The 19,011-nt window shown below is 64.6% G+C and carries 23 protein-coding genes; 12 read left to right on the forward strand and 11 right to left on the reverse strand.

Going from position 1 to position 19,011, the window contains the following annotated elements; genetic code table 11:
- From CG471_RS23895 to rplJ, 3 genes are all read right to left on the reverse strand, one after another.
- Nucleotides 1-948: carboxylesterase family protein (locus CG471_RS23895; protein WP_099234013.1), on the reverse strand; the 948-nt coding region annotated here is incomplete at its 3' end.
- Between the two features lie 169 nt (nt 949-1,117).
- Nucleotides 1,118-1,492 carry a 50S ribosomal protein L7/L12 gene (gene rplL / locus CG471_RS23900; RefSeq protein ID WP_004210471.1) on the reverse strand — a complete coding sequence of 125 codons (375 nt, stop codon included), beginning with the start codon at nt 1,490-1,492 and terminating at the stop codon, nt 1,118-1,120.
- Between the two features lie 72 nt (nt 1,493-1,564).
- Nucleotides 1,565-2,080, reverse strand: a complete 516-nt coding sequence (rplJ, locus tag CG471_RS23905; RefSeq protein ID WP_004210472.1) for a 50S ribosomal protein L10 — start codon at nt 2,078-2,080, stop codon at nt 1,565-1,567.
- Between the two features lie 372 nt (nt 2,081-2,452).
- On the opposite strand from rplJ, the gene CG471_RS23910 reads away from it, so the two are divergent.
- Nucleotides 2,453-2,743 carry a type II toxin-antitoxin system RelE/ParE family toxin gene (locus CG471_RS23910; protein ID WP_099234002.1) on the forward strand — a complete coding sequence of 97 codons (291 nt, stop codon included), beginning with the start codon at nt 2,453-2,455 and terminating at the stop codon, nt 2,741-2,743.
- Between the two features lie 34 nt (nt 2,744-2,777).
- A complete protein-coding gene (locus CG471_RS23915) occupies nt 2,778-3,065 on the forward strand; it encodes an addiction module antidote protein (protein WP_037506112.1) in 288 nt (95 codons plus the stop codon).
- A 55-nt stretch (nt 3,066-3,120) separates the two neighbouring features.
- On the opposite strand, the gene CG471_RS23920 is transcribed toward CG471_RS23915, so the two are convergent.
- Nucleotides 3,121-5,226, reverse strand: a complete 2,106-nt coding sequence (locus tag CG471_RS23920; RefSeq protein ID WP_037516216.1) for a bifunctional (p)ppGpp synthetase/guanosine-3',5'-bis(diphosphate) 3'-pyrophosphohydrolase — start codon at nt 5,224-5,226, stop codon at nt 3,121-3,123.
- A gap of 121 nt (nt 5,227-5,347) precedes the next feature.
- On the opposite strand from CG471_RS23920, the gene CG471_RS23925 reads away from it, so the two are divergent.
- The 3 genes from CG471_RS23925 to CG471_RS23935 are packed head-to-tail and all read left to right on the forward strand — an operon-like array spanning nt 5,348 to nt 7,792.
- The gene (locus CG471_RS23925; RefSeq protein ID WP_004210475.1) at nt 5,348-5,830 is read left to right on the forward strand and encodes a helix-turn-helix domain-containing protein; all 483 of its coding nucleotides are present in this window, start codon (nt 5,348-5,350) and stop codon (nt 5,828-5,830) included.
- A 55-nt stretch (nt 5,831-5,885) separates the two neighbouring features.
- Nucleotides 5,886-6,992 carry a sensor histidine kinase gene (locus tag CG471_RS23930; RefSeq protein ID WP_099234003.1) on the forward strand — a complete coding sequence of 369 codons (1,107 nt, stop codon included), beginning with the start codon at nt 5,886-5,888 and terminating at the stop codon, nt 6,990-6,992.
- Nucleotides 6,989-7,792 carry a LytTR family DNA-binding domain-containing protein gene (locus CG471_RS23935; RefSeq protein ID WP_004210477.1) on the forward strand — a complete coding sequence of 268 codons (804 nt, stop codon included), beginning with the start codon at nt 6,989-6,991 and terminating at the stop codon, nt 7,790-7,792. Before CG471_RS23930 ends, CG471_RS23935 begins: the two co-directional genes overlap by 4 nt.
- Before the next feature lie 216 nt (nt 7,793-8,008).
- Here the strand turns inward: CG471_RS23935 and CG471_RS23940 are convergent, their stop codons facing one another.
- Nucleotides 8,009-8,740 carry an SDR family oxidoreductase gene (locus tag CG471_RS23940; RefSeq protein WP_099234004.1) on the reverse strand — a complete coding sequence of 244 codons (732 nt, stop codon included), beginning with the start codon at nt 8,738-8,740 and terminating at the stop codon, nt 8,009-8,011.
- Nucleotides 8,741-8,929: 189 nt separating this feature from the next.
- On the opposite strand from CG471_RS23940, the gene CG471_RS23945 reads away from it, so the two are divergent.
- Complete coding sequence (locus CG471_RS23945) at nt 8,930-9,823, forward strand: AraC family transcriptional regulator (protein ID WP_099234014.1); 894 nt, start codon at nt 8,930-8,932, stop codon at nt 9,821-9,823.
- Nucleotides 9,824-9,841: 18 nt separating this feature from the next.
- Here CG471_RS23945 and CG471_RS23950 read toward each other — a convergent pair whose 3' ends face one another.
- Nucleotides 9,842-10,258, reverse strand: coding sequence for a GtrA family protein (locus tag CG471_RS23950; protein WP_037516222.1), 417 nt, complete (start codon nt 10,256-10,258; stop codon nt 9,842-9,844).
- A 44-nt stretch (nt 10,259-10,302) separates the two neighbouring features.
- On the opposite strand from CG471_RS23950, the gene CG471_RS23955 reads away from it, so the two are divergent.
- A complete protein-coding gene (locus CG471_RS23955) occupies nt 10,303-12,216 on the forward strand; it encodes a hypothetical protein (protein WP_099234005.1) in 1,914 nt (637 codons plus the stop codon).
- On the opposite strand, the gene CG471_RS23960 is transcribed toward CG471_RS23955, so the two are convergent.
- Together CG471_RS23960 and CG471_RS23965 are read right to left on the reverse strand one after the other, a co-directional pair.
- A complete protein-coding gene (locus CG471_RS23960) occupies nt 12,178-12,636 on the reverse strand; it encodes a nucleoside deaminase (RefSeq protein ID WP_099234006.1) in 459 nt (152 codons plus the stop codon). The genes CG471_RS23955 and CG471_RS23960 overlap by 39 nt on opposite strands.
- Before the next feature lie 149 nt (nt 12,637-12,785).
- Nucleotides 12,786-13,007 (reverse strand): hypothetical protein, encoded by a 222-nt coding sequence (locus CG471_RS23965; RefSeq protein WP_048938363.1) that lies wholly within the window; start codon nt 13,005-13,007, stop codon nt 12,786-12,788.
- Nucleotides 13,008-13,160: 153 nt separating this feature from the next.
- Between CG471_RS23965 and rpmB the strand changes: the two genes are divergently transcribed.
- Nucleotides 13,161-13,454 carry a 50S ribosomal protein L28 gene (gene rpmB, locus CG471_RS23970; RefSeq protein ID WP_004210484.1) on the forward strand — a complete coding sequence of 98 codons (294 nt, stop codon included), beginning with the start codon at nt 13,161-13,163 and terminating at the stop codon, nt 13,452-13,454.
- A 117-nt stretch (nt 13,455-13,571) separates the two neighbouring features.
- On the opposite strand, the gene CG471_RS23975 is transcribed toward rpmB, so the two are convergent.
- Nucleotides 13,572-14,555, reverse strand: a complete 984-nt coding sequence (locus tag CG471_RS23975) for an esterase-like activity of phytase family protein (RefSeq protein ID WP_099234007.1) — start codon at nt 14,553-14,555, stop codon at nt 13,572-13,574.
- A 183-nt stretch (nt 14,556-14,738) separates the two neighbouring features.
- On the opposite strand from CG471_RS23975, the gene CG471_RS23980 reads away from it, so the two are divergent.
- Nucleotides 14,739-15,182: a glycine zipper 2TM domain-containing protein gene (locus tag CG471_RS23980; RefSeq protein ID WP_099234008.1), complete on the forward strand. Its 444-nt coding sequence runs from the start codon at nt 14,739-14,741 to the stop codon at nt 15,180-15,182.
- 59 nt (nt 15,183-15,241) lie between these two features.
- On the opposite strand, the gene CG471_RS23985 is transcribed toward CG471_RS23980, so the two are convergent.
- The gene (locus CG471_RS23985; protein ID WP_099234009.1) at nt 15,242-15,475 is read right to left on the reverse strand and encodes a hypothetical protein; all 234 of its coding nucleotides are present in this window, start codon (nt 15,473-15,475) and stop codon (nt 15,242-15,244) included.
- Nucleotides 15,476-15,558: 83 nt separating this feature from the next.
- The gene (locus CG471_RS23990; protein ID WP_004210488.1) at nt 15,559-15,777 is read right to left on the reverse strand and encodes a hypothetical protein; all 219 of its coding nucleotides are present in this window, start codon (nt 15,775-15,777) and stop codon (nt 15,559-15,561) included.
- A gap of 213 nt (nt 15,778-15,990) precedes the next feature.
- Here CG471_RS23990 and CG471_RS23995 point away from each other — a divergent pair, with 213 nt between their 5' ends.
- Genes CG471_RS23995 through CG471_RS24005 form a run of 3 tightly spaced genes read left to right on the forward strand, consistent with a single transcriptional unit; the run spans nt 15,991 to nt 18,934 of the window.
- Nucleotides 15,991-16,962, forward strand: coding sequence for a metalloregulator ArsR/SmtB family transcription factor (locus CG471_RS23995; RefSeq protein WP_099234010.1), 972 nt, complete (start codon nt 15,991-15,993; stop codon nt 16,960-16,962).
- Entirely contained in the window at nt 16,959-17,891 is a 933-nt protein-coding gene (gene metF / locus CG471_RS24000) for a methylenetetrahydrofolate reductase (RefSeq protein ID WP_099234011.1), read from the forward strand. Before CG471_RS23995 ends, metF begins: the two co-directional genes overlap by 4 nt.
- Nucleotides 17,888-18,934 carry a homocysteine S-methyltransferase family protein gene (locus tag CG471_RS24005; protein WP_099234012.1) on the forward strand — a complete coding sequence of 349 codons (1,047 nt, stop codon included), beginning with the start codon at nt 17,888-17,890 and terminating at the stop codon, nt 18,932-18,934. Before metF ends, CG471_RS24005 begins: the two co-directional genes overlap by 4 nt.
- The last annotated feature ends 77 nt before the right edge of the window (nt 18,935-19,011 follow it).

The following is a 19,011-nucleotide window of genomic DNA, read 5'->3' on the forward strand; positions in this document are numbered from 1 at the left end:
GGGGAAGGGCGGGCTGTAGGGGCCAAGCTGGCCCTTAAACATGCCTTCCAGATTGAGGCCGTCGATCACCTGGTCGGCGGGCAGGGCGCGCAGCGCCTTGAGCGCGGCGGCGTCGCTGCCCTTGATCCCCCTGGTCGCGGCAAAGGCCTCGCCGATTGTGGCGGCGCTGCCATCCTTTGGCCCCATCATCTGGCCGTCGCCACCCGACATGATGACCGCGCGCTGGAACAGGCCCTGCGACAAAGGCGAGGTCAGCAGCGCGTGGACCGACATGCCGCCTGCGCTTTCGCCAATGATGGTGATGTTGGCGGGATCGCCGCCGAAACGGGCGATGTTGCGCTTCACCCATTGCAGCGCCGCGACCTGATCCATCAGGCCGTAATTGCCGGCGAGGCCCTTGTCCTCGTTCGCGGCGGCAAGGGCGGGGTGGGCGAAGGTGCCGAAGCGGCCGAGCCGATAGTTGAAGCTGACCACCATCAGCCCCTGCTTCGCGAGCGCGGCACCCGAATAGGTCGGCGGGGAGGAGCCACCATTCACGAAGCCGCCGCCATAGATCCAGAACAGGACCGGCAGTTTGGCGCTCGCGCCGGCGGGCTTCCAGACATTGGCGTAGAGGCAATCCTCGGCCGGCGGGGTGCCGAGCGGGGCCGCGTCGCTGGGGAAGGGCAGCTGCATGCAGTCGTTGCGATAGGCGGTGGCTTCGCGCACGCCCTGCCAGCGGGCCGCTGGCTGGGGCATGCGCCAGCGCAGGTCGCCGACCGGCGGCGCGGCGAAGGGAATGCCCTTCCAGCTTTCCACCCCGGCGTCGAGCGCGCCATGGACGATTCCCGCTTCGGTCTGGACCATCTGCGGCTGGGGCGTGGGGGAACGGGCGGCGAGCGGCGCCGTGCCAAGGGCGCTGGTGCCGAGCAACAGGGCGCCCAGCCCGATGATAGTGGTCCGCCGCATCGCCTGCATCCTCCATGCCATTGTCTGGGCGGGAATAGAGGCAAATATGGCGCGGAAATCAATCGGCTTGATCCGACAAAGAAAAAGGGGCGGCGCCCGAAGGCACCACCCCTAATTTCTCTAGCCGGAGCCAGGAAGCCGGGCCTTGCCGAAGCAAGGCCACAACAGCTTACTTCAGCTCGACGGTCGCGCCGGCTTCTTCCAGCTGCTTCTTCAGCTTTTCGGCTTCGTCCTTGCTGGCGCCTTCCTTGACAGCCTTCGGGGCGCCTTCGACCAGAGCCTTGGCTTCGGTCAGGCCCAGGCCGGTGATGGCGCGGACTTCCTTGATGACGTTGATCTTCTTGCCACCGTCGCCGGTCAGGATCACGTCGAATTCGGTCTGCTCTTCAGCAGCCGGAGCGGCGCCGCCAGCAGCCGGAGCGGCCACAGCGACAGCAGCGGCGGCCGAAACGCCCCACTTTTCTTCCAGAGCCTTCGACAGCTCAGCGGCTTCGAGGACGGTGAGGGCCGAGAGCTGATCGACCAGAGCGTTGATGTCTGCCATTTTTCAATTCCTTCTAAGGGGCGATTGCCCCGAACAAATGAGGTTCAAAAGTTAATGAGGATGAGGGGCGGCTCAGGCCGCTTCCTTCTCCGCATAGGCGTTGAAGACGCGCGCAAGCTGCGCAGCCGGTGCCTGGGTGACGGTTGCGAGCTTGGTAGCCGGGGCGACCAGAAGGCCGACCAGCTTCGCACGCAGTTCATCCAGCGACGGCATCGATGCCAGGGCCTTGACGCCCTCCGCATCGAGCAGCACTTCGCCCATCGCGCCGCCAACGATCTCAAGCTTGTCGTTGGTCTTCGCGAAATCGACTGCAACCTTGGCGGCTGCAACCGGATCGACCGACGAGGCGAGGCCGACGGGGCCGGTCAGCAGGTCGCTGATGCCGGTATAGTCGGTGCCTTCGAGGGCGATCTTGACGAGGCGGTTCTTCGTAACCTTGTAGGACGCACCGGCGTCGCGCATCTTCTGGCGCAGGACGGTCGACTGAGCGACGGTCATGCCGAGGTTGCGGGTCACGACGACCACACCAACTTCTGCCAGCTGAGCGTTCAGCGCGGAGACGATCTCAGATTTCTGATTACGATCCATGCCATTCTCCACTTCATGTTCGCGTCGCTTGCGCCACGCGAACGGCTAAAACCCATGGCAAGCCATGGGGCAGTTAAGTCCGAAGGGGAGAGGTCGACTGGCCCATATCCTCGAAAAGGAAATCAGGCAGACCCGAATCGGGCGCATGGCCCGTCCGGTAAAGAACTTTTCCCCGTCTAGGCTGGAGATTAAGAAGGGCAAATTCCCTTCACCAACTGTCTCGGACGGAAGACCAATGGCATGAGCCACGGGTCTGCTGGGGCGCCCTTACAGATTTTGGGCATGGAACGCAACGGATAAACGCTGGCAGGGCGGCGGGTGCGGCCGACGATGGCTTGATAAGCGTTGGTGTGTCACATATATGTTGTCGGCATGGAAGTGCTGCAAACGCCGGTCTTTGCAGAATGGTTTGCCGCGCTTCGCGATCGCCGGGCGCGGTCGAAGGTTGCCGGGCGGATTGCGCGCTTCGAACTGGGATTGCTGGGCGATGTGAAGTCGGTGGGCGATGGCGTGCTGGAGGCGCGTGTCGATTTCGGTCCGGGTTATCGCCTCTATTTCGTGCGGCGTGGGGACCGGCTGATCGTCCTGCTGGTTGGTGGCGACAAGTCGAGCCAGCCGCGGGACATCGCCAGGGCAAAGTATATGGCGGCCCGGATCGATTGAGCTGTCCCTCATCGACCCGGCCAAGGAGGCTGGTATGACGATCGAATTGACCCGCTTTGATGCAGCTGAGGCGCTGACGCAAGCGGAGGATCAGGCGGAACTGCTCGCCGATGCGTTCGCCACCGGTGACGTGCATGTCATTACCCAGGCCATCGGGATCGTGGCGCGGGCGCATGGCATGACCGAACTGGCGAAGGCAACGGGCATGAAGCGCCAGCAACTTTATCGGATGCTCGGCCCCGACGGGAATCCGACGCTGGGCAGCATGTTGAAGCTGCTGCCGGCGCTGGGCCTGCGGATGCGGATCGAGGCGGCTGCCTGATCGATGGCCCGCTTCGGCAGTGGCGATAGGTGCCACCGCCGAAGCGAGGATGGTCCTAGACCCGGTCCGCCTGCACCACCGTGTCGAGGGCGCGCAGCGCCGAGACGATGCGGCTCAAATGCTGGGCGTCGGCCACTTCCAGGTCGATGATGTCGGTGTGGAACGGGCCTTCGCGGTTGACCAGTTGCAGGTTGAGGATGTTCGCCTTGGTCGCGCCGAACACATTGGCGACGGCGGCAAGCGCGCCGGGCTGGTTCTTGACGATGACCTGCAGCCGGGCGGTGCCGCCCTTGGACTTGCTGTCCCAGCTCAGGTCGACCCAGTCGTCGTCCTGGCCGGCCTCCAGCGTGCGGCAGTCGATGGTGTGGACCTCGATCGGCTCGCCGGTGCGGCGGATGCCGACGATGCGGTCGCCCGGCACCGGGTGGCAGCATTCGCTCAGCTTGTAGGCGATGCCCGGCGTCAGGCCGCGGATCGAGACCGGGGCATGCTGGCGCGGATGGGCTTCTTCCAGTTCCTGGCCGCTGGTGGAGCCGGGGATCAGCGCCTCCATCACTTCGGAATCGAGCAGGCGATGGGTGGCGATCGCCACCATCAGCGAGGCGCGATCCTCCAGCTTCAACCGCTTGAGCGCGGCGTTGAGCGCCTTGTCGCCCAGCTCGCTCGCCAGTTCGGGCGAGAAGCGGCCGATGATTTCCTCATAGAGTTTTTCGCCCAGCGCCACTTCCTCGCCGCGCTGCTTCTGGCGGATGAAGCGGCGGATGGCAGCGCGCGCCTTGCCGGTGATGGCGAAGCTGAGCCAGCCGGGCTGGGGTTCCTGGCCGGCGGATTTCAGGATTTCGACCTGGTCGCCATTTTCCAGGGAGGTGCGCAGCGGCACCACCCGGCCATTCACCTTCGCCCCGACGGTCTGGTTGCCGAGCGAGGTGTGGACGGCATAGGCGAAGTCGACCGGGGTCGATCCCTTGGGCAACTGGTGCAGCTCCCCCTTGGGCGAGAAGGCGAAGATGCGATCCTGATACATCGCCATGCGGGTATGTTCGAGCAGTTCGTCGGCATCCTGGCTCTGTTCCAGGATTTCGACCAGGTCGCGCAGCCAGGCCGCATTCTGGTCGGTGGCGTCGCCCTTCTGCTTGTAGGCCCAGTGCGCCGCGAGGCCGAGTTCGGCGTCATTATGCATGTCGCGGCTGCGCAGCTGCACCTCGATCCGGGCATTTTCCTGATGGATGACCGTGGTGTGCAGCGAGCGATAGCCGTTGCGCTTGGGGGTGGAGATATAATCCTTGAACCGGCCTGGCACCATCTTGAAGGTCTGGTGGATGACGCCGAGCGCGCGATAGCAATCCTCGGTCGTCTCGGTGATGACGCGGAAGGCCATGACGTCGGTCAGCTGTTCGAAGCTGATGTGCCGTTCCTGCATCTTTTTCCAGATGGAATAGGGGTGCTTTTCGCGGCCCGACACGGTGACGGACAGATTATGGCCGCCCAGCAGCAATTGCAGCTCCGCGCCGATCCGGTCGACCTTGTCATGGCCGCCTTCCTTCAGCTGCTCCAGCCGCTTGGTGATGCTGTCATAGGCTTCGGGTTCCAGCACGCGGAAGGCGAGCAACTGCATCTCGCGCATGAAGTCATACATGCCGATCCGCTCCGCCAGCGGGGCATAGATGTCCATCGTCTCCTTGGCGATGCGGCGGCGCTTCTGCTCATTCTTGATGAAGTGCAGCGTGCGCATATTGTGCAGCCGGTCGGCCAGCTTCACCAGCAGCACGCGGATATCGTCCGACATGGCGAGCAGGAACTTGCGCAGATTCTCGGCCGCCCGCTCATTTTCGGACATGGCCTCGATCTTGGAGAGCTTGGTCACGCCGTCGACCATGCGGGCGACATCCTTGCCGAACGCCTCCTCGATCTCGTCATAGGTGACCAGCGTATCCTCGATCGTGTCGTGCAGCAGCGCCGTCACGATCGTCTGGTCGTCCAGATAGAAGTCGGTCAGGATACCCGCGACCTCGATCGGATGGCTGAAATAGGGGTCACCGCTGGCGCGCTTCTGGCTGCCATGCTTCTGGACAGAAAAGACATAAGCGCGGTTGATCATCGCTTCATCCGCATCCGGATCGTAGCGCTTTACCCGTTCGACAAGTTCATATTGACGTAGCATCGTTTCCCGATTGTGTGGGAAGCGCCTTGCAGCGCAACAAAAAAATCCCGATCTGTGTGATTTGGGTTGCCTTTGTGCAACTTTTGCAACGGTTGCCGCTTTGCGCTATTAGATCGACATCATGAAACATAATCTTGCCCAGGACCTGGAACAATGCGCCCTTCCCGCCGCGCTGGAGGCGATGGGTGAGCGCTGGTCCTTCCTGATCCTGCGCGGCGCCCTGTCGGGCATTCGCCATTTCGAGGAGTTCCAGTCGACGCTGGGCATTGCCCGCAACATCCTGGCCAACCGCCTCGCGCGGCTCGTCGAAAATGGCATCATGCTGCGCCAGCCGATGCAATGCGACCGGCGCAAGGTCGAATATCGGCTGACCGAAAAGGGGCAGGAACTGGCTCCCGCGATGATCGCCCTGCGCCAGTGGGGCGAGAAATGGGGCAGCGCGCCACCCTTCTGCCAGGTGCTGGCGGACAAGCGCGATGGCATGCCGATCCGCGCGATCGCGATCCAGGCGCATGACGGCCGCACGCTGGACCTGAGCGATCTGGTCTGGCTGTGCCGCGACGAAGTGACCCCGATGGCGCAAGAGCCGGCTGCGGCGGCCTGATACCGGACGACGGGGCGGCTTCACCATGGCGCTGAAATCGCCTAGGCTGTCGGCAATGTCAGTCCATCCCCTGCAGCCCAAACCCTTTTTCGCGGACAAGAATCGCGCTTTCTGGAACCTCCAGTCGCTTGGCTGGGCCGGGGCCTTCCTGCTGCGCGGGTCGTCCACCATCGCCAATGGTCAGCCGCTGTCCAGTCTGATCCCGGTGCTGATCTCCACCGTTACCGGCTATTCGGCGACCTTGCTGATCGCGGTCGCCTTCCGCTTCCTGCAGAAACAGCGGCCGATCCTCACCTGGGGCGCGTCGATCGTCACCGTGGTCGCCGCCGCCGCGATGGTCGCCTTCATCGATGCCTGGGTCTTTTCGACCCAGAACAAGGGCAGCGAAACCGCCGGCTTGCAGCTGTTCCTGGGCGCCTTCTATCTGTCGATGACGCTGCTGGGGGCCTGGTCTGCGCTCTATTATGCGATCAACTTCTACCTGACGGTGGAGGAGCAGGCGGATCAGCTGCTGCATCTGGAGAATCAGGCGTCGAGCGCGCAGCTCGCCATGCTGCGCTATCAGCTCAATCCGCATTTCCTGTTCAACACGCTCAATTCCATCTCGACCCTGGTGCTGCTCAAGGAAACGACGCGCGCCAATGCGATGCTGTCGCGGCTGTCCTCCTTCCTGCGCTATACGCTGATCAACGAGCCGACCGCGCAGGTGACGATCGAGCAGGAGATCGAGACGCTGAAACTCTATCTGGAGATCGAGAAGATGCGGTTCGAGGACCGGCTGCGGCCGTCCTTCGACGTCCATCCCTCGGTCGCCCATGCGCGCCTGCCGTCGCTGCTGCTGCAGCCGCTGGTGGAAAATGCGATCAAATATGCGGTCACGCCCAAGGAGGAAGGGGCGGAAATCTCGGTCTCGGCGCAACCCGCCGGTGAAAATGTCCGGATCGTCGTGTCGGACAGCGGGCCGGGATTGAACGATGGCGCAATGAAGCCACACATTCCGGTCAGCGAGGGGACGGGCGTCGGCCTGCCGAACATCCGGGACCGGTTAATTCAGGCCTTCGGGGAACGACAGCGGTTCGAAACGCGTTCCACGCCAAGCGGATTTTCGGTCATCATCGAAATTCCGCTTAACATGGATGAAACATCGAAAGTGGCCGCATGACCATCAGAACAATCCTCGTCGACGACGAAAGCCTGGCTATCCAAGGCCTTAAGCTCCGTCTGCAAGCGCATGAGGATGTCGAAATCATCGAGACCTGCACCAATGGCCGCGAAGCCATCCGTGCCATCAAGACGCATAAACCCGACCTTGTGTTCCTCGATATCCAGATGCCCGGCTTCGACGGCTTCTCCGTCGTCCAGGGGATGATGGAGGTCGAACCACCTTTGTTCATCTTCGTCACCGCCTATAGCGACCATGCGATCCGCGCCTTCGAGGCACAGGCGGTCGATTATCTGATGAAGCCGGTGGATGAAGGCCGCCTGGCCGATGCGCTCGACCGGGTGCGCCTGCGCCTGTCCGAGAAGAAGCAGGTGCAGGAAGCGGAAAAGCTGCGCGAGGTGCTGGCCGAAGTGGCGCCCGACGCGATGCACGATTTTGCCAATGGCGACGAGGATGCGCCGGCGTCGAACCGGTTCGAGAAGCTCATCAACATCAAGGATCGCGGGCAGATTTTCCGCGTCGACGTGGATTCGATCGAGCGGATCGACGCGGCGGGCGACTATATGTGCATCTATACCGCCGACAATTCGCTGATCCTGCGCGAGACGATGAAGGATCTGGAAAAGCGGCTCGACCCGCGCAATTTCCAGCGCGTCCATCGCTCGACCATCGTCAACCTGAGCCAGGTGCGCCAGGTGAAGCCCCATACCAACGGCGAATGCTTCCTGGTGCTGGAATCCGGCGCCCAGGTGAAGGTCAGCCGTTCCTACCGCGACGTCGTCGCGCGTTTCGTCCACTGACGAAACGGCGCCGGCCGCCCGTGCAGGGGCGGCCGGCCGTTTGGTGCGGGATGGCCTGAACCGATCCCGGAGTCTGTTTGGAAAAATCGCGAAAGAGCGATTTTTCGGTACGGTACCAGCCCGCTCCCCCGCCCAACCACCCGACAGGATGACACTGGATCGGGCGGTTGGGCGGGGGAGCGGGCTGGTACCGCCATTTCTCAAATGCTCTCTTCCTCAGTCCATCGTTCGCACCGGACGGACGATCAATTCGTTCACATCGACATCGTCGGGCTGTTCCACCGCATAGGCGATGGCGCGGGCGATCGCGTCGGGCGTCAGGGCGATGGCGCGGAAATCCTCCATCGCGGCGGCGGCGCCCGCTTCGGTGATGGTGCTCGCCAGTTCGGATTCGACCACACCGGGCGACACGATGGTGACGCGGATATCGTCATGCTCCATGCGCAGCCCGTCGGAAATGGCGCGCACCGCATATTTGGTCGCCGAATAGACGCCGCAGGTCGGCCAGACGCGATAGCCGCCGATCGACGAGATATTGACGAAATGGCCGCTGCCCTGGGCCTTGAAGCGGGGCAGGGCGGCGGCGATGCCGTGCAGCACGCCGCGGACATTGACGTCGATCATCCGATCCCATTCCTCGACCTTCAAACTGTCGAAGCGCGACAGCGGCATCAGCCCGGCATTGCTGACCAGCACGTCGATGCGGCCAAATTCGGCCTGCGTCGCGGCAATGAACGCCTCGACATCGGCGCGGTCGGTGACGTCGAGCGCGCGGAAAGCGACCGTGCCGCCGGCAGCATTGAGTTCGTCGGCAAGCGCCGCCAGTCGATCGGTGCGGCGGGCGCCCAGCATCAGCTTCGCCCCGCGTGCCGCCAGCAGCCGCGCCGTGCCCTCGCCAATGCCGCTGCTGGCGCCGGTGATCGCGATGACCTTGTTCTCGATAGCCATGATTGAAGCTCCATCCTTGGGGCGGATCGACATCCGATCCGATGGAGCATGAATGCGCCCGTTCGGCCGTGGAGCGGTAGAATGGTCCTGCGCCATGATTGCACGATATTCCGAATGAATGATCGGGCGTGGCCATTGGTGGGCTTATGGGCTATCTCGATTGCCTGAAATTCCTGGGATGTGGCGCGCATGACTCATGAGCATCTGGGCGAGCAGATCGCCCGCCATATGGACGCGGACGGCATAGTCGACACGCGGATCCCGCGCCTGACGCTGGTGCGCTGGTCGCAGCCGGGCGAGCCGGTGCATATGCTCCAGCGCCCGGCACTGTGCATCATCGCGCAGGGCGCCAAGCAGGTGATGATGGGCGACGCGGTCATAGCCTATGGCCCGGCCAGCTATCTGGTCGCCTCGCTCGACCTGCCGATCACCGGCACGGTGACGCAGGCGGATGCGGAAAGCCCCTATCTCTGCTTCTGCCTCTATCTCGACCCGGCGCTGCTGTCCGACATCGCGCTGGCCCTGCCGGCTGCTGCGGTAGTGGAGGAGGGCCGGGCGCTCTCGCTCCATCCGATCACGCCCGAACTGCTGGACGCGGCGAGCCGGCTCACCGGCCTGCTCGGCCAGCCGGACAGTGCCGCGCTGCTGGCGCCCTTGGTCGAGCGGGAATTGCTGCTGCGGCTGATGATGGGGCCGAGTGGCGGGCTGCTGCGCGCGATTGCGAGCGGCGACAGCCGCACCGGCCAGATCGCGCGCGCGATCCGCTGGCTCAAGGCCCATTATCGCGAGCCGTTCAGTGGCCCGGTGCTGGCCGATCTTGCCGGCATGAGCCTGTCGAGCTTCCACGATCATTTTCGCCGGGCGACGGCGATGACGCCGCTGCAATATCAAAAGCAGCTGCGGCTCCAGCAGGCGCGGCAGATGATGCTGGCACAGCGGATCGACGCGGCCGAGGCCGGCTATCAGGTCGGCTATGACAGCCCGTCCCAGTTCAGCCGCGAATATCGCCGCCTGTTCGGCGCGCCACCGCAGCGCGACGTCGGCCGCTTGCGCGCCATGCCAAACCGGGCGCTGGCGATCTGAGGAATCGGGGGATTTCCCTTAGCGGAACACCCATTGCCGGTTGAGGCCGAACACCACGGCGGGGGTGACGAAGATCATCGCCGGGATCGGCGACCATTCGGGCCAGCGCATATGGGTGACGCACAGATAGACCCACAGGGCGTTGAGCGCATAGCTGACCAGCGAGACGGCGACGAAGCGGAAGCCGCGCGCGGCATGGCCCGACTGGCTGCCATGGCCGCGAAAGGTGAAGGCATTGTGCAGCACATAGCCGATGGCGACCGCGCACAGATAGCCGATGCCATTGGCGACCTGTGGATGGAGGCCGACCGGCGCCGCCAGCGTCCAGTAGATCGCCGCCTGGCAGGCGGTGATGAACAGGCCGCTGATGCCATAGCGCAATATCTGCCAGAACAGGGCCTGATGGGCCGGCGACAGTCGGTCGATGATTTTCATGGAGCCCCGTTGCGCTTTGGTGTGGAGCGTCTAATCCACCGGCCATGAATTTGCAAAGCTGGCCTGCTGTCCGCGCCCGCGCGTCCCATTGGTTCGCGATCCTCACTGCCTATGCCGATCGCCACTGGAAGTGGCTGACCTTCCTGATCTGGATCGCGATCCTGGTCGGCATGCTGGTCGATCGCTGGCCCGCGATCCACTGGCTGACGCTGAGCGATACGGACGACAATATCCGCTTCGTCCAGGTGAAGGACTGGCTGGCCGGGCAGGGCTGGTATGATCTGCGCCAATATCGGCTCGATCCGCCGGGGGGTGCCAATATCCACTGGTCGCGGTTGGTGGACATCCCGCTCGCTGGGCTGATGCTGTTCTTCCGCGCCTTTGTCGAACAGGATCTGGCTGACCGTCTGGCCTGTGCGATCGCGCCGCTGCTGCCGCTGTTCCTGCTGATGCTGAGCCTGGGGTCGATCGCGCGGCGGCTGGCGGGCGGCGCCGTCGGCGCGCGCTGGGCCTGGCTGTTCGCGGTGCTGGCGCCGCTCGCCGCGCAGATGGGCCTGGGCATGTTCGCGCCGATGCGGATCGACCATCATGGCTGGCAGCTGGCGCTGGCGCTGACGATGATGGCGGGCCTCATCGATCGCAACTGGCTGCGCGGCGGCGTGGTGGCCGGCGTGTCGAGCGCCCTGTCGGTGGCGATCGGCATGGAGATGATCGTCTATCTCGCCGCTGGCGGCGCGCTGGTGGCGCTGCGCTGGGTGTTCCGCGATGGCGCCGGGCGGCGGATGCTGCCCTATGGCCTCAGCCTCGCGGGGGCGACATCGCTCTGCTACGTCCTCTTCGCCAGCTACGATAATCGCCACATGGTATGCGATGCCATCTCGCCGATCTGGGTCGCGGTGTTCGGCGCGGCCGGCGCGGGCATGGTGCTCTTGAGCCGCCTGCCGCTGCGGCTCTGGTGGCAGCGGCTGATCGCCGGCATGATCGTCGGCGGGGCGGTGGGCCTGTTCTTCCTGCTCAATTGGCCGCAATGCCTGACCCCCTATCAGATCTCGCCCGAGCTGCAGCAGCTCTGGCTCGCCAATATCCGCGAGGCAAAGCCCATCACCGCGCAGGCGCAGAGCCTGGTCGTGCCGCTGATGGCGCTGCCGGCGGTGGGCCTCATCGGCCTGCTCTGGGCGCTATGGGAATTGCGGCGCGACAGCGACCGGCTCTGGGCGTTCGCGACGATCGGCCTGATGATGCTTTTCTCGACCGCTCTGCTCTTCTGGCAGCTGCGCGCCGGGCCGGCAGCGCAGTTGCTGGCGATCCCGCCCGCTGCCTGGGCCGGATGGCGGCTGGTGACGGCGATCTTCACCGGATCGCACCGGGTGCGTATCCTGGCCGGGATCGGCGCGCTGCTGGTCGGCGCCATCGCCTGTGCCTATCCGCTCTATCCGCAGGTGATCGCGCTGTGGCAGCAGGCGACCGGCACCAAGCCCAGGCCATGGCGCCCGTCTGCCATTGCCCGCACCGACGCGATCAAGAAGGCCAATGGCCGCTGTCGCACCCTGCCGGCGCTGGAGGTGCTGGACCAGCTGCCGCCGGCGACCATCTTCACCATGGTCGATCTGGGACCACGCATCATCGCCACGACGCATCATAGCGCGGTGGCCGGCCCCTATCATCGCAATGGCGCGACGATCCTCGACATGCATCATGCCTATGACGGGCCGGCCGACGCCTTCCGCCCGATCGCGGCCAAGCATCATGCGACCTATTTGCTGGTCTGTCCCAATTTCCCGGAAGGAACCATCTATCAGTCGCGCAGTCCGCGCGGCTTCTATGCGGACCTGATGCGCGGCACGATTCCGGCCTGGTTGCAGCCGGTGACGCTCAAGACGGCGATGACGCTGCCCTACACGCTCTACCGCATCAATTATTCAGCGCCGGGCGGCAAAAAAGTCGCGCAGCAGCGCTGATCCTTCCGCCTCGGCCAGCCCGCCATAGATTTCGGGGCGGTGCAGGCATTGCGGCTGGGCAAAGAGGCGCGGTCCCTGTTCGACCGCGCCGCCCTTGGGGTCAGACACCGCATAATAGAGCCGGGCGACGCGGGCGTGAGAGATGGCGCCCGCGCACATCGGGCACGGCTCCAGCGTCACCCACAGGTCGCAGCCGGTCAGGCGGAAGTCGCCGATCCGGGTAGCGGCGGCACGAATCGCCACCATTTCGGCATGGGCAGTGGGATCATTGTCGCGGCGGTTGCGATTCTCACCCTCGCCGATGATGATGCCATCGCGCGTGACCACGGCGCCGATCGGCACCTCGCCCGCCGCTTCGGCTTGCCGCGCCAGCGCAAAGGCGCGGCGCATCGGTTCGGGCAAGGGAAAGGGCGAGGTCATGACCCCGCCTTAGTCGGAGAGGGAGAGCCGCACCAGCCCGCACCCCCACCCGGCCGCCCATTCCAGGATAGGCTGTTGGGTGGCCGGGTGGGGGTGCGGGCTGGTGCCGTCCATGCGCCGGGAGGCGCATCAAAAGCCCGCGAATCGACTCAGGGTTTCTTCACGTCGACGGTCGGAACCTCGACCGTTTCGTTGCGGCTGCCCACTTCGACCTTGGCGACGCTCGCCTCATATTTGGGCAGGGCGCCCTGTTTTACCTGCACTTCGGGCAGGCGACCCTCCTGAGTCTTCTGCAAGTCGATGAATCCGGTTGCTATCCCGGCGCCGATGACGATAAGCGCGATCAGCAGCAATCCGCCGATGAAACGCATGGCACTCTCCTCTATTGAACGGGGGGATGAACGCGGGGCCCGGTGAAATGGTTGCGATAGTGCCACGAACCGAGCGGAAGGTTGACGGCGAGCGGGAATCCCGCTATCGGCGCCGCTTTCCGAACGAACCCGAATTTCAAAGGTTGATTGACTATGTCGCGCATTTGCGAGCTGACCGGTAAGGGTCGCCAGGTGGGTCACAATGTTTCCCACGCCAACAACAAGACCAAGCGCGTGTTCCTGCCGAACCTGCAGAACGTGTCGCTGATCTCCGAAACGCTGGAAACCACCGTCAAGCTGCGCGTGTCGACCCATGGTCTGCGCTCGGTCGAGCATAATGGCGGCCTCGACAACTGGCTGGTCAAGACCAGCGACGACAAGCTGTCGCTGAAGGCCCGTCGCCTGAAGCGCGACATCGTCAAGAAGCAGGCTGCCGCAGCCGCCTGATTCGCTTCGATTCGTTTCGGCATAAGAAGCGGCCTGGCAACAGGCCGCTTTTTTGCGTTTCTTGATATTCCCTGCTGAGCAGGGAATGCGCCGCACCAGTCCGCGCCCCGACCCTGATCAATCCAATCGGAATTTCAGCAGCAAGGTGCGCTGGAAGAATTCGTGATTGTCGTCGGATGCGACCCACAGGATCGTCCGGCCCTGTTCCCGGCTGAGCGCCAGTCCTTCGAAATTGTCGGCCAGCAGCGGCGGCGCCAGCCGCGCCAGCGTCCGCGCGCGCAGTTCCGTGTTCGGTGCGGGATTCTCAGGCAGCTCGATCATCGCGATCGTCGCGGTGAACAGTTCCTGCAGGGTCAGGCGCCGGTTCAGCACCAGCAGATGGCGATCGTCCAGCGCGACCATGTCGGTCGGGCGATAGCCCTGCGGCGCGACATAATGGAGGTGAATCGGGTCGGCCGTGTCATGCTCGGCCGGATCGCCCGACCAGAGCAATGTGTCATGATGGCCGTCGGCGGTCATGCCCATCTCGCCGATCGCGATGAAGCGGCCATCGGGCAGGCGGGTGAAGGATTCGATCGATCCGGTCTTGGGCCAGGCGACGATTTCCGGCCAGGTCCGGCACGCCTCCACCCGCGCGAAGCCGGGCGAATAGCGGCAGATCGCCTGGAGCAGCTCGAACCCGACCCAATAGCGGTCGCTCGCCGGATCATGGGTCATGGATTCCGAATCCCAGGACCACCAGGGCCGGTCCCTGTCCTGTGCCCTTACCGGCAGCGGCGCGATGAAGGGGCGGCGGCTGGCGCGGCCGGGGCCGACATGGAAGCCCATCAGCACGCCGGCATCGCTCAGCGCCAATATCTGGCCCGGTCCGTCGACCAGCAGCGAGGATATGCTGCCAAAGCCCGGATTGTCGCTGCCAAGCTGCCAGCCGCCCAGATAGGTGAGCGTGCCGACCCGGTGGCGCTCGGGATCGCTGCTGTCGAGCGGCACCGCCCGCGCCGTCACCAGCAAGGTGCCCGGCCGCACGGCGGCGGGCTTGGTGGACGGCGGGGCAGGCAGCAGCAGGATCGCAAGAGCGAGAACGATCAGGATTCGACGCATCGCGCTCTGCCATAGGGGAAATGTCGGCGGGACGCAGCAGGGGAGTGGCGAAGCGTTGCCAGCTTAACGGTGGCTGTCACCGCCATTCAGGCTCCACTCAACGCGAATCAGTCATAAGGGCATCAATCCTGGTGATCGGCCCGTCCGGTTCACCGCGGAAATGGCAATCTGAGGAGCAACGCCATGAAGATGAAGTATCTGATCAATATGGGTGCTGCGCTCGCCATGGGCGCTGCCTCCCTCGCCGTCACCGCGACGCCCGCCATGGCGCGCGATGGCTGGGGCCGCGGTTATGAGCGCGGCGACTATTATCGGGGTGATCGCGGCTATCGCGGTGACCGTGGCTATCGCGGCTATCGGGGCGACTATTATCGCGGCGACCGTGGCTATCGCGGCGGTTATCGCGGCAATTATTACCGCAATGACTATCGCGGTTATCGCGGCGGCTATCGCTGCCGGGACAATGGCACGGGCGGCACCATCATCGGTGCGATCGCCGGTGGCCTGCTCGGCAACGAAGTCGGTAAGGGCAGCAGCCGCTATGGCCGGGGCGACGGCACCACGGGCGCCATCATCGGCGCGGGCGTCGGTGCGCTGGCTGGCCGCGCGATCGACCGCAACTGCTGAGCATCACCCCATCTGGTGACCATGAAGGGCCGTCCCCGTGAAAGGGGGCGGCCCTCTTGCTATCGGGCGGCATTGCCCCCGGCCTGTCGCCGGTCGGCGCGGGCGGCCGCGACGGCGGCGGGGTTGAGCCCGGCCTCCTGCGGTGATGCGGCACCGGCGCGCGCATCCAGCTGCGCCGCGGCGGCATTGAGCGCGCTGGCTTCGGCCGCGCTGACGCCGCCGACGCCATCATCCTGGCCGGAATTGCAGGCGCCCAGCGCCAGCAGGAGCAGCAGGGAAGGTCGCTTGGTCAATCGCCGATCCTTTCGCGCATAAGAAAAGGGCCGCTCCCGTTTCCGGTGCGGCCCTTTTCCAAAAACTCTTCCCGAAAGGGAAATTACATCGCGTTGGCGACGTTGTTGGTCGCGTTCGAAGCGGCGTTCGCAGCGTTGTCGGCAGCGTTCATCGCGGCGTTCATGGCGTTGTCGGCAGCGTTCGAAGCGTTCTCAGCAGCGTTGGCGGCGTTGTTGGCAGCGTTTTCGGCGGTGTGGCCACCGCAAGCAGCCAGACCCAGCGAAGCGGCGAGAACGAGCGAAAGAGCAATCGACTTGGACATGGGCAAACCCCTCTCAGAGAAAAAAAAGATGCAGACCACTCTCGGAGAAAAGCTCACCCCCCATTGCGCCTGCGCGCTGATTCGTAATGCTTTGGGCGAAGCAAGGCAATCCCATTCCTGAGCGGGAGGGCCTGATAAGGCGCGGTTTTTGTCGGAAGTGCCCGCAATGGACGGCCATTGACGCATATAAAGATTTCTTTATATGATTGCCGCATGAGTGGCGCCCTCGACATTTTCCGGTCTCTTGGAGACCCGACGCGGCTGCGCATCGTCCACCTGTTGCGGGCGATGGAACTGGCCGTTGGCGAAGTGGCGCAGGTGGTCGACCAGAGCCAGCCGCGCGTGTCGCGCCATATCCGCATCCTGGTGGAATCCGGCCTGGTCGAACGGCGCAAGGAGGGCAATTGGGTCTTCCTGCGGCTGGGCCAGAAAGCGTCGGTCCAGCCCTTCATCACCTTGTTCGACCAGTTGCAGCCGTCGGCCGCCGAGGCCGCATGGCAAAATGCGGATCTCGCGCGCCTTGCCGCCGTGCGGGCCGAGCGCGCCCGCGCCGCCGAAGCCTATTTCGCCGAACATGCCGAGGAATGGGACGCGATCCGTTCGCTCCATGTCGCCGAGGCGGATGTGGAAGCGGCGATGCGCGCGATGCTGGACGGGCAGGCGATCGGCCATCTGCTCGATATCGGCACCGGCACCGGGCGGATGATCGAATTGTTCGGCCCGGCCGCCGATCAGGTGACGGCGCTTGATCGCAGCCCCGATATGTTGCGGCTGGCCCGCGCCAAGCTGCCCGAGGATGCGGGCGACAAATATGCGCTGCTGCTCGGCGATTTCTCCGCGCTGCCGCTCGATCCCGCCAGTGTCGACACGGTGCTGCTGCATCAGGTGCTGCATTATGCGCAGGCGCCCGAGCAGGTGATCGCGCAGGCGGCGCAGGTGCTGCGGCCCGGCGGCCGGGTGCTGATCGTCGATTTCGCCGCCCATGAACGCGAGGAGCTGCGCACCCGCGACCAGCATGCGCGGCTGGGCTTTTCCGACATGCAGATCGAAGGCTGGTTCGCGCAGGCGGGCCTGGAACTGGAGCGGGTGGACATGCTGCCCGGCCAGGAACTGACGGTACAATTATGGCTCGGGCGCCAGCGCGGCGCCGACATCCTGCCCATCGAAGAACGGATTTCCGCATGACCCAGACTGACCGCGCCCGCCATCATGCCGAAGGGCCGCTCTATGCGGATCTGGCCGGCGACCTCAATGTGAGCTTCGAATTCTTCCCGCCCAAGACGGAGAAGATGGAGGAACAGCTCTGGTCGGCGATCGAGACGCTGACGCCGCTGGCGCCCAAATTCGTGTCGGTGACCTATGGCGCGGGCGGCTCGACCCGCGAGCGCACCCATAATACGGTCGCGCGCATCGCCAGGGAAACGCCGCTGGCCGCCGCCGCGCACCTGACCTGCGTCGCCGCCAGCAAGGCCGAGATCGACGAAGTGGCTGATGCCTATTGGGAAGCGGGCGTGCGCCATATCGTCGCGTTGCGCGGCGATCCGCCGGAGGCCGGCACCGCCTTCCAGCCGCACCCCGATGGTTACAAGGGCGCGGCCGAACTGGTCGAGGGGCTGCGCAAGCGCCATGATTTCGAGATTTCGGTCGCGGCCTATCCCGAAACCCATCCCGATGCGCTGAGCGCGCAGAGCGACATCGACAATTTGAAGCGCAAGATTGACGCCGGCGCGACCCGTGCGATCACCCAATTCTTCTTCGAGGCGGACACCTTCTTCCGCTTCCGCGACACGGTCGCCGCCGCCGGCATCGATGCGGACGTCATTCCCGGCATCATGCCGGTCAGCAATTTCGCCGCGGTCCAGCGCATGTCGGCGATGTGCAACACCGATGTCCCCGCCTGGATGGGCCGCCTGTTCGACGGGCTGGACCAGCATCCCGCCGCGCGCCAGCTCGTCTCCGCCACGCTGGCGGCGGAACTGTGCCGCAACCTCTATATGGGCGGCGTGCGCGACTTCCATTTCTATACGCTCAACCGGGCGGAACTAAGCTATGCGATCTGCCACCTGCTGGGCCTGCGCCCGCAGGTTGCGGCTGAACTGGAGAAGACGGCATGAACGCCGAAGCACGTTTGCGCGCCCTGGCGGCGGAAAAGATCCTGATCTTCGACGGTGGCTATGGCACGTCGATCCAGAAGCATGGCCTGACCGAAGCCGATTATCGCGGTGACCTGGACCTGGCCAAGGACCAGAAGGGCAATAACGACCTGCTCTGCCTGACCCGGCCGGACATCGTCGAGGGCATTCATACCGCCTATCTCGACAATGGCGCCGACATGATCGAGACCAACACCTTCTCCTCGACCAAGATCGCGATGGCCGATTATGGCTGCGAGCATCTGGTGTGGGACATCAATGTCGCCGCCGCCAAGATCGCGCGGGCCGCCTGCGAAAAGGCGACGGCGAAGGACGGCAAGCCCCGCTTCGTCTGCGGCTCCATCGGCCCGACCAACAAGACGCTCAGCATCTCGCCCGACGTCAACGATCCCGCCTATCGCGAGGTCGATTATGATACGCTCAAGGCCGATTATCGCGAGCAGTGCGACGCGCTGATCGCCGGCGGCGTCGACTTCCTGCTGATCGAAACCTGCTTCGATACGTTGAACGCCAAGGCTGCCGGCATGGCCGCGCGCGAGGCGGAGGAAGCGGCGGGCCGTTCGGTGCCGGTGATGCTCAGCTTCACCATCACCGACATGTCGGGTCGGAACCTGTCGGGCCACACGATCAACGCCTTCTGGTATTCGCTGCGCCACCTGAAGCCGCTGACCATCGGCGTGAACTGCGCCTTCGGCGCCGACCTGCTGCGGCCTTATCTGGCCGAACTGTCGAAAAATGCCGACACGCTGATCCTGGCCTATCCCAATGCCGGCCTGCCCAATGAACTGGGGCAATATGACGAGCTGCCGGAAACCACCGCGAAGCTGATCCGTCAGTGGGTGGATGAAGGGCTGGTCAATATGGTCGGCGGCTGCTGCGGCACGACGCCCGCCCATATCGGCGCGGTGGCGAAGGCGCTGGACGGTCACAAGCCGCGGCAGGTGCCCGAACTGACGGTCGTGACGCGCCTCGCGGGCCTCGAACCGATGCATATCGCGGCGTAATTAGATGTTCCCCCTCCCGCAAGCGGGAGGCCGCTAGGGGGGGGGCCTGTCCAGGCACTGCCTCAATTGCCCACCCC

This window comes from Sphingobium sp. IP1 (assembly GCF_002708645.1).
Taxonomy (GTDB): domain Bacteria; phylum Pseudomonadota; class Alphaproteobacteria; order Sphingomonadales; family Sphingomonadaceae; genus Sphingobium; species Sphingobium yanoikuyae.

Coding starts and splice junctions, on each gene's coding strand:
- CG471_RS23980 (WP_099234008.1), top strand. CDS start 14,739: ATGAAGATGAAGTATCTGATCAATATGGGTGCTGCGCTCGCCATGGGC.
- CG471_RS23955 (WP_099234005.1), top strand. CDS start 10,303: ATGAATTTGCAAAGCTGGCCTGCTGTCCGCGCCCGCGCGTCCCATTGG.
- CG471_RS23915 (WP_037506112.1), top strand. CDS start 2,778: ATGACGATCGAATTGACCCGCTTTGATGCAGCTGAGGCGCTGACGCAA.
- CG471_RS23940 (WP_099234004.1), bottom strand. CDS start 8,740: ATGGCTATCGAGAACAAGGTCATCGCGATCACCGGCGCCAGCAGCGGC.
- CG471_RS23945 (WP_099234014.1), top strand. CDS start 8,930: ATGACTCATGAGCATCTGGGCGAGCAGATCGCCCGCCATATGGACGCG.
- CG471_RS23925 (WP_004210475.1), top strand. CDS start 5,348: ATGAAACATAATCTTGCCCAGGACCTGGAACAATGCGCCCTTCCCGCC.
- metF (WP_099234011.1), top strand. CDS start 16,959: ATGACCCAGACTGACCGCGCCCGCCATCATGCCGAAGGGCCGCTCTAT.
- rplL (WP_004210471.1), bottom strand. CDS start 1,492: ATGGCAGACATCAACGCTCTGGTCGATCAGCTCTCGGCCCTCACCGTC.
- CG471_RS23930 (WP_099234003.1), top strand. CDS start 5,886: ATGTCAGTCCATCCCCTGCAGCCCAAACCCTTTTTCGCGGACAAGAAT.
- CG471_RS23995 (WP_099234010.1), top strand. CDS start 15,991: ATGAGTGGCGCCCTCGACATTTTCCGGTCTCTTGGAGACCCGACGCGG.
- CG471_RS23920 (WP_037516216.1), bottom strand. CDS start 5,226: ATGCTACGTCAATATGAACTTGTCGAACGGGTAAAGCGCTACGATCCG.
- rpmB (WP_004210484.1), top strand. CDS start 13,161: ATGTCGCGCATTTGCGAGCTGACCGGTAAGGGTCGCCAGGTGGGTCAC.
- CG471_RS23960 (WP_099234006.1), bottom strand. CDS start 12,636: ATGACCTCGCCCTTTCCCTTGCCCGAACCGATGCGCCGCGCCTTTGCG.
- CG471_RS23975 (WP_099234007.1), bottom strand. CDS start 14,555: ATGCGTCGAATCCTGATCGTTCTCGCTCTTGCGATCCTGCTGCTGCCT.
- CG471_RS23950 (WP_037516222.1), bottom strand. CDS start 10,258: ATGAAAATCATCGACCGACTGTCGCCGGCCCATCAGGCCCTGTTCTGG.
- CG471_RS24005 (WP_099234012.1), top strand. CDS start 17,888: ATGAACGCCGAAGCACGTTTGCGCGCCCTGGCGGCGGAAAAGATCCTG.
- CG471_RS23990 (WP_004210488.1), bottom strand. CDS start 15,777: ATGTCCAAGTCGATTGCTCTTTCGCTCGTTCTCGCCGCTTCGCTGGGT.
- CG471_RS23935 (WP_004210477.1), top strand. CDS start 6,989: ATGACCATCAGAACAATCCTCGTCGACGACGAAAGCCTGGCTATCCAA.
- CG471_RS23910 (WP_099234002.1), top strand. CDS start 2,453: ATGGAAGTGCTGCAAACGCCGGTCTTTGCAGAATGGTTTGCCGCGCTT.
- rplJ (WP_004210472.1), bottom strand. CDS start 2,080: ATGGATCGTAATCAGAAATCTGAGATCGTCTCCGCGCTGAACGCTCAG.
- CG471_RS23965 (WP_048938363.1), bottom strand. CDS start 13,007: ATGCGTTTCATCGGCGGATTGCTGCTGATCGCGCTTATCGTCATCGGC.